Origin of the sequence: Mycobacterium sp. (assembly GCF_050701675.1) — a bacterium.
GTDB lineage: Bacteria > Actinomycetota > Actinomycetes > Mycobacteriales > Mycobacteriaceae > Mycobacterium.
Window position 1 is genome coordinate 1 of the sequence record NZ_JBOGDD010000258.1, and the last position, 2,698, is coordinate 2,698.

1 protein-coding gene is annotated in these 2,698 nt (G+C 66.6%); it reads right to left on the reverse strand.

The features are described from left to right. A partial coding sequence (locus ACRDUX_RS07350; RefSeq protein WP_526412446.1) for a non-ribosomal peptide synthetase occupies positions 1 to 2,698 on the reverse strand: 2,698 nt, incomplete at both ends.

The following is a 2,698-nucleotide window of genomic DNA, read 5'->3' on the forward strand; positions in this document are numbered from 1 at the left end:
TAGGCGGGGAGTCGCTCGGCTAGTTGGGCGCGGGTTTGTGCCGGGTCTGCGGTGCCGATGAGGTAACCGACCAGGCGCTTGTCGCCGGGGCGGTCTTCGCGGGCGATGACCGCGGCCTGCGCCACGCCGTCGAGTTGGGTGAGGGTGGCTTGGATTTCGCCGAGTTCGATGCGGTAGCCGCGGATCTTGACCTGTTCATCGGCGCGGCCGAGGTATTGCAGTTGCCCGTCGGCAGCCCAGCGCGCCAGGTCCCCGGTGCGGTACATCCGCGTTCCGGGTTCGCCAAATGGGCACGCCACGAACCGCGAGGCGCTCAGCCCGGCCCGACGCCAATATCCAACTCCCACACCATGGCCGGCGACGTACAACTCGCCGACCACCCCGAGGGGTGCTGGTTGCAGCCAGCCGTCCAGCACGAACAGTGCCACGGTGGGCACCGGTGCCCCGATCGGTGCCACGCCCGACCCCGCGGTCAAGGGAGCGCTCATCGACGCATAGACCGTGGCCTCGGTCGGTCCGTAGGCGTTGATCATCACCCGCCCGGGCGCCCACCGATCGACCACCTCGGCCGGGCAGGCCTCACCGCCGAGCAGTAAGGCCATCGAATCCAATCCCTGTGGTGAGAGCGCGGCCACCGAAGAGGGGGTCTGGGTGAGTACGTTGACCCGTTCGCTGACCAACAGGGCGTGGAAGTCCTCTGGGGAGGCCGTGACGTCCTCGGGTACCACCACCAAGCGTCCACCCCCGAGCAGCGCAGCCCAGATCTCCCACACCGAGAAGTCGAACGCATAGGAATGGCACTGGGTCCACACCTGAACGTCGGGCAGATGGGGCGACGACGACTCCACCAAGTGATTCACGTTGTGGTGGCTGATGGCCACGCCCTTGGGCACACCGGTGGTCCCTGACGTGTAGATGAGATAGGCAATGTCGTCCGGGGCGGGCGCCGGAAGTGCGATGCGGGGCTGAGCGGCAATGCGGGGGTCGACGAGGTCGATGACACGTAGGTCGGACCCGTGCAGCCGTGACCGCAGGTCGGCGGTGGTGATGGCGGCGATCGGCGCGGCATCGGACATCATGAAGTCGATCCGGTCGCCGGGCAGCGCCGGGTCGATCGCCAGGTAGGCCGCCCCGGTCTTGAGCACCGCCAGCATGGCGATGATAGCTTCGGCCGAGCGTTCCAACAACAGCGCTACACACGCACCCGGGCCGATGTCGTAGCCAGACATCAAGTGCGCCATTTGATTCGACGCCTCGTCGAGTTCGCGGTAGGTCCAGGAGCCAACGTCGTGGTTGATCGCGACCGCGCTCGGGGTGCGCGTCACGTGGGCGGCGAACAACTCAGGAACCGACATCGGCGCTGGCGCGGCGCGGTCCAACACTGCCCGGTTGCCCATCTCGTCGAGGCGGTTGTGCTCACCAGCATCCAGCACGTCGATCGACGACAGTCGTTGCTCCGGTTTGGTGATCATCGCCACCAACATGCGTTCGAACCGCTCGACGAGTGCCTCGATGGTTGCCGTGTCGAACACGTCGGTGCGAAATTCCACTGCCCCGCCGATCCCGGCCGTGCCACCGACCTCGGTGAAGCGTTCGACCAGAGAAATTGCCAGATCCATCCGGGCGGTGTGGGTATCGATCGGCATCTGGGTGACCTGCAGATCGCCCAATGCCAATCCAGTGGTCGGGTCATTGTCGTGGCCGGGCAGGTTCTGCCAGGCCATCATGACCTGGAACAGCGGGTGATGCGTCATGGACCTGGTGGGGTTGAGCCGTTCGACGAGCACCTCGAAGGGCACGTCTTGATGCTCGTAGGCAGCCAGGCTGCGCCGCCGTACCTGGCTCAGCAGCTCGGCAAAGCTGGGATCGCCGGCCAGCTCGACCCGCAGCACCAGGGTGTTGACGAAGAATCCGACCAGTTCATCGAGTGCGGGGTCGCCACGCCCTGCGATCGGGAACCCCACCGCCACATCGGAACTAGCAGTGAGCCGCGACAGCAGCACCGCCAAGGCGGTCTGAACCACCATGAAGCTGGTCGCGTTGTACTCGGCGGCCAGCTCGCGGATACCCTGTTGCAACTCGGCAGGCCAGTCCACGGTCACCTTGGAACCGCGCTGATCAGCCACCGGCGGATACGGTCGATCGGTGGGCAGCTGCAGGCGTTCGGGCATCCCGGCCAGGGCGTCCTGCCAGTAGGTCAGTTGGCTGGCGATGGGACTGTGAACGTCGTTCAGCTCACCGAGCTGTTCGCGCTGCCACAACGTGTAATCGACGTACTGCACCGGTAATTCAGCCCAGCCCGGGGGCCGCCCCGCACACCGGCTGGCATAGGCCACACCGAGATCACGCACCAGCGGTGCGATCGACCAGCCGTCGGCAGCGATGTGATGCACCGCGGCCACCAACACGTGTTCGTCCTCGGTGACGCGGATGAGCCGTGCCCGCAGCGGGAGCTCAGTGGCCAGGTCGAAGGGGTGGCGCGCTGCCTCCTCGATGGATTCACCGAGCCGGCCTGCGGGCCACGCGGTGGCATCGACGACCTCCCAACCGATGTCGATCCGCTCGGCGGAGACGACCTGCTGCTGGGGGATGCCCGTGGGTGCGGCAATCAGGGTACGCAGGCTCTCGTGGCGGCCCGTCACATCGGCCAGCGCCGCAACCAGCGCGTCGACATCGAGGTGCCCGCACAGACGCAACG